Annotated in this window: 7 protein-coding genes and 5 tRNA genes; 3 read left to right on the top strand and 9 right to left on the bottom strand. The window is 57.8% G+C overall.

The annotated features are described in order from the left end of the window. Window positions 1-331: 331 nt before the first annotated feature. Both murA and ramA read right to left on the bottom strand, forming a co-directional pair. Window positions 332-1,600, bottom strand: coding sequence for a UDP-N-acetylglucosamine 1-carboxyvinyltransferase (gene murA / locus MHY08_RS10990; RefSeq protein ID WP_005325837.1), 1,269 nt, complete (start codon window positions 1,598-1,600; stop codon window positions 332-334). A 21-nt stretch (window positions 1,601-1,621) separates the two neighbouring features. Then, window positions 1,622-2,461, bottom strand: coding sequence for an acetate metabolism transcriptional regulator RamA (gene ramA, locus MHY08_RS10985; protein ID WP_005325834.1), 840 nt, complete (start codon window positions 2,459-2,461; stop codon window positions 1,622-1,624). A gap of 264 nt (window positions 2,462-2,725) precedes the next feature. Here ramA and cysK point away from each other — a divergent pair, with 264 nt between their 5' ends. Both cysK and epsC read left to right on the top strand, forming a co-directional pair. Continuing rightward, entirely contained in the window at window positions 2,726-3,661 is a 936-nt protein-coding gene (gene cysK, locus MHY08_RS10980; RefSeq protein ID WP_005325832.1) for a cysteine synthase A, read from the top strand. Between the two features lie 70 nt (window positions 3,662-3,731). Continuing rightward, window positions 3,732-4,295 carry a serine O-acetyltransferase EpsC gene (epsC, locus tag MHY08_RS10975; RefSeq protein ID WP_239236678.1) on the top strand — a complete coding sequence of 188 codons (564 nt, stop codon included), beginning with the start codon at window positions 3,732-3,734 and terminating at the stop codon, window positions 4,293-4,295. Between the two features lie 40 nt (window positions 4,296-4,335). Here epsC and MHY08_RS10970 read toward each other — a convergent pair whose 3' ends face one another. From MHY08_RS10970 to MHY08_RS10945, 6 genes are all read right to left on the bottom strand, one after another. Continuing rightward, complete coding sequence (locus tag MHY08_RS10970) at window positions 4,336-4,626, bottom strand: GNAT family N-acetyltransferase (RefSeq protein ID WP_239193342.1); 291 nt, start codon at window positions 4,624-4,626, stop codon at window positions 4,336-4,338. 48 nt (window positions 4,627-4,674) lie between these two features. Next, window positions 4,675-4,747: transfer RNA gene (locus MHY08_RS10965), tRNA-Phe, on the bottom strand. Between the two features lie 19 nt (window positions 4,748-4,766). After that, window positions 4,767-4,840 (bottom strand) — tRNA-Asp (locus MHY08_RS10960). Window positions 4,841-4,925: 85 nt separating this feature from the next. Continuing rightward, complete coding sequence (locus tag MHY08_RS10955; protein ID WP_239236677.1) at window positions 4,926-5,240, bottom strand: DUF4288 domain-containing protein; 315 nt, start codon at window positions 5,238-5,240, stop codon at window positions 4,926-4,928. A gap of 58 nt (window positions 5,241-5,298) precedes the next feature. Then, window positions 5,299-5,372: transfer RNA gene (locus MHY08_RS10950), tRNA-Asp, on the bottom strand. A gap of 35 nt (window positions 5,373-5,407) precedes the next feature. Continuing rightward, window positions 5,408-5,483, bottom strand: a tRNA-Glu gene (locus MHY08_RS10945). Window positions 5,484-5,565: 82 nt separating this feature from the next. Here MHY08_RS10945 and MHY08_RS10940 point away from each other — a divergent pair. Continuing rightward, window positions 5,566-5,898, top strand: coding sequence for a metal-sensitive transcriptional regulator (locus tag MHY08_RS10940; protein ID WP_005325826.1), 333 nt, complete (start codon window positions 5,566-5,568; stop codon window positions 5,896-5,898). A 30-nt stretch (window positions 5,899-5,928) separates the two neighbouring features. Here the strand turns inward: MHY08_RS10940 and MHY08_RS10935 are convergent. Then, window positions 5,929-6,001: transfer RNA gene (locus MHY08_RS10935), tRNA-Lys, on the bottom strand. Window positions 6,002-6,030: the final 29 nt, after the last annotated feature.

The raw sequence follows: 6,030 nt of genomic DNA, 5'->3' as shown, positions 1-6,030 counted from the left end.
ACCAACAAACCACCTAGGCCTGCTGGCAGACAAACCAATCAACACACAACCATGCACACAAAAAATAAAAAGTACATTGGCACACTATTGAGTTCTCAAACATCATCCGCACACCACAAGAAAATTAACCTACCGTTAACCTCTCGTTGGCGGCTCGTACAAACCTACTCAACTCAATGAACCCTGTCAAATCCTTGAACCAAGCCCGTACGAAATTCGCTCAAAAGTAACCTCCCGGCTACCTCGCGGCGACTTGGATTAATGTAGTCCAACCCCTCCAACAATGACAAATCCCCAGCACACAAGGGGAAAAGGTGTGCTGGGGACGTCGTTAAAAGAGCTCTTCTTCTTGAGTTCTTTCGATTGTGGCGCCGAGGCGCTGCAGGTTTTCTACGAAGTTGGGATATCCGCGGTCGATGTGGAAAACATCGTGGACCGTAGTGGTCTCATCTGCGCACAGTGCAGAAAGGACGAGACCCGCACCCGCACGAATATCGGAACTCCACACGTGAGTAGAAGAGAGTCGTTCTTTACCGCGGACTACTACATGGTGGCCGTCAACCTGGGCGTCGGCACCCAAGCGCAGCATTTCATCCACAAAGCGGAAGCGGGATTCAAAGACATTCTCCGTAATGACGGTCGTTCCGTCCGCAATGGCAGAGATGCCAATAGCCATCGGCTGCAGGTCAGTAGGGAATCCCGGGAACGGCAAAGTCTGGTAGTCCACGGCCTGCGGGCGCTGATCCATGCGCACGCGGAAGCCATTCTCATAAGTCTCTAGTTCCGCGCCGGCAGACTTCAGCTTTTCCAGCGGCAGGTGCAAGTGGCGCGGGGAAATTCCGCCCACGGTGATATCGCCTTGGGTCATAGCGGCGGCATACGCCCAAGTGCCTGCCACAATTCGGTCACCAATAACCTCATGCTGGGTGGGCTGCAGCTTATCGACGCCGCGGATGGTCACCACCGAGCTTCCCTCGCCCTCGATATCGGCACCCATGGACTTAAGCATGGTGCACAGATCGACGATTTCAGGCTCGCGAGCTGCGTTATGGAGAACTGTTTCCCCTTCAGCGAGGACCGCAGCGGTAAGGATATTTTCGGTTGCGCCTACGGACGGGAAGTCCAAGCGGATATTCGCACCCCGCAGGTGTGTAGCCTCTGCCACGACGGCACCATGCTCAATACGGGTGGTGGCACCGAGCTTTTCTAGGCCGGTTTGGTGCATATCGAGCGGGCGCGAACCAATCGCGTCACCACCGGGCAACGCTACCTTCGCGTGGCCACAGCGGGAGGTCAAAGGCCCGAGCACGCAGACGGATGCGCGGAATTGGCGGACCGCGTCAAAATCCGCGTTGGATTGCGGCTGTGCAGGGGTAGTAATCCGGACCTCAGAGCCCTCGATGACTACCTCGCAGCCGAGCCCCTCGAGGACCTTCTTCATGAGGGGGACGTCCAGAATTTCTGGGCAGTTGGTCAGCGTCGTAGTGCCCTCCGCCAGCAAGGATGCGGCCATGAGCTTCAAGACGCTATTTTTCGCGCCATCTACTTTAACGGTGCCCTCAAGGCGGGCACCGCCGGAAACAATAAACTGATCTTTCACAACTGCCTACGCTACCGGTTCTTAAGGCAACGCGCCGATACGACGGGCGGCATTAACCGCCTCGTAGCGGGTATGCGCACCGAGTTTGCGCATTACCGAGCGCAGATAAGACTTCACGGTTTCTGCGCCGATACCCATTTCCTCGGCCGCTTCTACGTTGGTGTGGCCTAGGGCCACACAAGAGAGAACGTCGAGCTCGCGGGCAGAGAGCTTGGTGGATTGCTTCACGCGCACCGGCGAGACCATCTGGTCACACAGCGTCTCTAGCTCTTTGCGCAGTTCTTCGTCCTCTACGCGGTTGGCCAGCATGCGCAGCTTGGAGTGAGTGGAGCGCACTTGTTCCCACTCGGCACCGTTCATGACGTGGCCGCGGGCCGCTCCGCCCTTGGACCCATCGGCGCGTCGCATTGCGGAATTAACAGCCAGGTCTTGCTCGAGGGTGCGCGCGGTCATCGTCACTTCTTCGATGACCTTGTCGCCCAAACGAACTGGGGAGTGCACGCCTACGTAGAGGACGCCGCGAATTTCGCGCTGCACCGTAACGGGCACGGCCACGATGGAGTGCAGGCCCTCATCTTGGATTACGCGGTCGTTCTCGTGCGAAATGGTGGTGGCACGAGTGTAATCGGATACACCTACCGCGCGGCGAGTGCTGACCACTCGCCCACCTACACCGACGCCAGAGTCAATGATCAGATTCTGCAGCGCTGGGGTGCGTAGCCCCACCCACTGCGTGATCTGCAGGCGATTATCGGGCAGCAGCGTGGCGTACATCGTCACTGGAATACCTGTAGCGGTCTTCAGGGACGACAGGGCCGCGCGTACGGATTCTTCATCATCTTTGAGGCGATGCGACTCCATGAGACTCTTTCCTCGTCGGGGGTAACCAAGCAGGTGTACCCGTCCTCCCCCGGGAATTTGGGGACCAGCGGGCAACTGAGTGGAAGTATAGACAGCATGTGGGGGTAATTCGAAATCGCCCTCGGCTTATCTGGCGCTGCAATCCCACATGAAATGCCCGAATGCCCGGTCTAGAATTTATATACTAACTGGTCTACTTGTGTAGTGTACGCTTGCGTTGTACGCGATTTGAACCCAAATCTGATTCCCAAAGGAGTCCACAGAATGGCTGTCTACAACAACATTATGGAAACCATCGGCGGCACCCCGCTGGTCCGCCTGAACCGTATCACCGAGGGCAAGGGCGCTACCGTGCTTGCCAAGGTTGAATCCTTTAACCCGGCTAACTCCGTGAAGGATCGCATCGGCAAGGCCATCGTTGCAGCGGCCGAGAAGTCCGGTCAGCTCAAGCCGGGCGGCACCATCGTGGAGGCCACCTCCGGCAACACCGGCATCGCCCTGGCCCTGGCTGGCGCCACCTTGGGCTACAAGGTCATCCTGACCATGCCGGAGACCATGTCCAATGAGCGCAAGGTGCTGCTGCGTGCCTACGGCGCAGAAATCGTGCTGACCCCGGGCGCTGCGGGCATGCAGGGCGCCGTCGACAAGGCGAATGAAATCGTCGCCGAGACCGATAACGCCATCTTGGCTGCACAGTTCGCTAACGAGGCGAACCCGAAGATTCACGAGGAAACCACCGGCCCAGAGATTTGGGAAGACGCCGAGGGCAAGGTTGACGCCTTCGTTGCTGGCGTAGGCACCGGCGGCACCGTTACCGGTGTGGGCCGCTTCCTGAAGTCCAAGAACCCAGACCTGCACCTGGCTGCGGTCGAGCCGTCCGACTCCCCTGTCCTATCTGAAGGCCACGCTGGCCCGCACAAGATTCAGGGCATCGGCGCTAACTTCGTTCCTGAGGTACTTGACCGCGAGCTTCTCGACGAAGTCTTTACCGCCACCACCGAGGAGTCCATCAAGGCATCCCGCGACCTGGCTACCCAGGAAGGCCTGCTGGTTGGCATCTCCGCCGGCGCCAACGTTTCCGCAGCTCTGAAGCTTGCGGAGCGCCCAGAGTTCGAGGGCAAGACCATCGTGGTTGTCCTGCCGGACTTCGGTGAGCGCTACGTCTCCACCATCCTCTTCGAGGACATCCGCGAAGCTTAAATTACGTCGCTTGAATAAAAGCACCCGCCAACCTTGGCGGGTGCCTTTTTTATGCCAGTACTATGTGGGCATGAACATTATGAGCTACATCCGTGAAGACTTAGCAAATGCAAGAGATCACGATCCGGCCGCGCGTGACGACGTCGAAAATGCAGTAGTGTACTCCGGCCTCCACGCGGTGTGGTCTCACCGCATTTCGCACTGGATGTGGAAGCGTGGGCTGCGCGGGCCCGCGCGCATCTTGGCGCAGATTAACCGCTTCTTTACCGGCGTGGAGATCCACCCTGGCGCCACTATCGGCCGCCGGTTCTTTATTGACCATGGCATGGGCATCGTCATTGGTGAAACCGCCGAGATTGGCGATGGCGTCATGCTCTACCATGGCGTCACCCTCGGCGGCCAGGTGCTCACCCAGACCAAGCGCCACCCCACTATCGAAGACAATGTCACTATCGGTGCGGGCGCCAAGGTGCTCGGCCCCATTACGATCGGTGAAGGATCGGCCATTGGCGCCAATGCCGTGGTGACGAAGGATGTTCCCGCCGAAAATATCGCGGTGGGCATTCCGGCCAAGAACCGTCCGCGCAACCCGAATGAGCGCATCAAACTGGTCGACCCCGACTACTACATCTAAATTCTCTCCCAGCGGCTCACAGGCAACTGTGGGCCGCTTTTTATATGCCTTCTGGGCGCAACAGGTCGCGGTATTCGGGATTCTTTTCTATAAAGTGCGCCACGGCGGAGCAGGAAGCAATGACTTGCTTGCCGACGCCCCGGGCGTCGTCAAGCGCGGCCTTAATCAGCGGCGCGGACAATCCTTGGCCACGGAAAGCATCTTTAATGACCGTGTGGTTGAACTCGCGGGTCGTGCCGGCATCTACGTAGTGGCACGCGCCCGCCTCGACGCCGTCCACGGTAAGGACGTAACGGGACTTATCGGTCTGGTGTGCAATAGCGTGTTCCATGTGCCCATACTAAGCAAAAATGGCCCCTCTTACGAGGAGCCATTATTGTGGCCAGAGCCAGGATCGAACTGGCGACCCCACACTTTTCAGGCGTGTGCTCTACCGACTGAGCTATCTGGCCAGAAACCCGAAGGTTTCCGCGACCCTGACGGGACTTGAACCCGCGACCTCCGCCGTGACAGGGCGGCGCGCTAACCAACTGCGCCACAGGGCCATTTTTAATTATGTGTGCGCTCTTGGGCACGGATAGATACTTTACAGAAGACTCCCAAGACTCACCAAATCAGCACGTCAGAAAGCTATTTAGGCGGTGAAAGCGGATCTTTTCCACCCAAGTTCATCTCGAATCGTTTGTAGTCTTCCAGCGAGGAAAAGTGCCGCGAATAGAGGTCACAATCTCGATCCACATGACCGTAGAGGGTGGGTGCGACATCGACAATGTGGCGCAGCTTCAGGCCCTCATATTCCTGCTCGCGAGTCCATTCAACGGCCTTGCGGTGCGCCTCCTCATCCGAATTTGCATAGATGAGAAAGAAGTCCTCACGGAAGAAGTTAGAGTGCTCCGAGCTTTCGGAGGCGAGTTCAAAGACAGCGATTCCGACATATGGCTCCATGGCGCCAGCCTAGCAAAACCAAAAGCAGCAACCGCCGAAGCGATTGCTGCTCATTCTGCGACCTTGACGGGACTTGAACCCGCGACCTCCGCCGTGACAGGGCGGCGCGCTAACCAACTGCGCCACAAGGCCAATCGAATATTTAATTCGGCCCAACACTTTCGTGTTGGTACCCCCAACGGGATTCGAACCCGTGCCGCTGCCGTGAAAGGGCAGTGTCCTAGGCCGCTAGACGATGGGGGCCCGTCGCGCTAAGGCGACTTCTAGAAATATACTGGAGACCTCACCTAGTTACAAAATCGCTCCCCCAGAAAGATTAGGAACCATGTCTGACCAGCATCAAACGTGCTCCTGCCACGAGCCGCACGTGCACGGATATAACGCGGATTCTAAGAGCAAGGATCGCTACCTCGCCAGACTCAAGCGCATTGAGGGGCAGGCGCGCGGCATCCACCGGATGGTCGAGGAAGACCAATACTGCATCGACATCATTACCCAGATTTCGGCGGTGAAGTCGGCGTTGGAAAATGTCTCGCTAGCGCTCCTGGAAGACCATATTGAGCACTGTGTGGCCGGTGCCGCCGCCGAGGACGGTGAAGTAGCCACCGAGAAGCTAGAAGAGGCCATGCGCGCCATTAAGAAGATGGTGAAAAACTAAAAGGAGCCACCCGAAAGGTGGCTCCAGTTGTGGGCCCTGTGGGGATCGAACCCACGACCTGCGGATTAAAAGTCCGTAGCTCTACCAACTGAGCTAAAGGCCCAACGTCGCTACATTTTAGCTTGCGGTATT

The sequence above is a fragment of the Corynebacterium sp. ACRPJ genome (assembly GCF_022347345.1).
Lineage (GTDB): Bacteria > Actinomycetota > Actinomycetes > Mycobacteriales > Mycobacteriaceae > Corynebacterium > Corynebacterium tuberculostearicum_D.
This window is presented reverse-complemented; position numbering and strand designations above follow the sequence as displayed.

Bases quoted from the DNA above. Each gene is read 5' to 3' on its own strand.
- cysK (WP_005325832.1), top strand. From the start codon at position 2,726: ATGGCTGTCTACAACAACATTATGGAAACCATCGGCGGCACCCCGCTG.
- epsC (WP_239236678.1), top strand. From the start codon at position 3,732: ATGAACATTATGAGCTACATCCGTGAAGACTTAGCAAATGCAAGAGAT.
- MHY08_RS10955 (WP_239236677.1), bottom strand. From the start codon at position 5,240: ATGGAGCCATATGTCGGAATCGCTGTCTTTGAACTCGCCTCCGAAAGC.
- MHY08_RS10970 (WP_239193342.1), bottom strand. From the start codon at position 4,626: ATGGAACACGCTATTGCACACCAGACCGATAAGTCCCGTTACGTCCTT.
- ramA (WP_005325834.1), bottom strand. From the start codon at position 2,461: ATGGAGTCGCATCGCCTCAAAGATGATGAAGAATCCGTACGCGCGGCC.
- MHY08_RS10940 (WP_005325826.1), top strand. From the start codon at position 5,566: ATGTCTGACCAGCATCAAACGTGCTCCTGCCACGAGCCGCACGTGCAC.